We start from the raw sequence: 584 nt of genomic DNA, 5'->3' as shown, positions 1-584 counted from the left end.
GCTTTTTTACGTCTTGAGGAAAGTGAAATGTCGATCACGCAAGCGCAACTCATCACGACCTTGCCGAGTTCGGCCAAGGTTGCAGCCACCTTTGTGCCTGTGCTGAACACCGCAATGGGCAACTTCCAGATCGTCACGCCGGCGCGCACCGCGGCATTCATCGCCCAGGTCGGGCATGAGTCTACCCAACTGACGGTTCTGGTTGAGAACCTGAACTACAGCGCCGATGCATTGCGCAAAACATGGCCCAGCCGCTTTAGCGAATCCCTGGCCGCCGAGTGCGCCCGCAAGCCCGAGAAGATCGCGAACATCGCCTATGCATCCCGGATGGGAAATGGCGCTGCGGCCAGTGGTGACGGCTGGAAGTACCGGGGCAGGGGGTTGATCCAGATCACCGGCAAGGACAACTACCGGAAATGCGGCGATGCGCTGGGGCTGGAGCTGATCACCTCGCCGGAACTGCTCGAGCAGCCTCCGCACGCCGCGATGTCTGCCGCCTGGTTCTGGTCGGTCAACGGACTGAACTCGCTGGCGGATACCGGAGACCTTCAGGGGATTACCCGCAAGATCAATGGCGGGCTGAA

1 protein-coding gene is annotated in these 584 nt (G+C 60.8%); it reads left to right on the top strand.

The window, feature by feature from the left end:
* Positions 1-27 precede the first annotated feature (27 nt).
* On the top strand, positions 28-584 hold a 557-nt coding region (locus CE491_RS05600), incomplete at its 3' end, for a glycoside hydrolase family 19 protein (RefSeq protein WP_110947431.1).

This window comes from Pseudomonas bohemica (assembly GCF_002934685.1).
Classification (GTDB): domain Bacteria; phylum Pseudomonadota; class Gammaproteobacteria; order Pseudomonadales; family Pseudomonadaceae; genus Aquipseudomonas; species Aquipseudomonas bohemica.
This window is presented reverse-complemented; position numbering and strand designations above follow the sequence as displayed.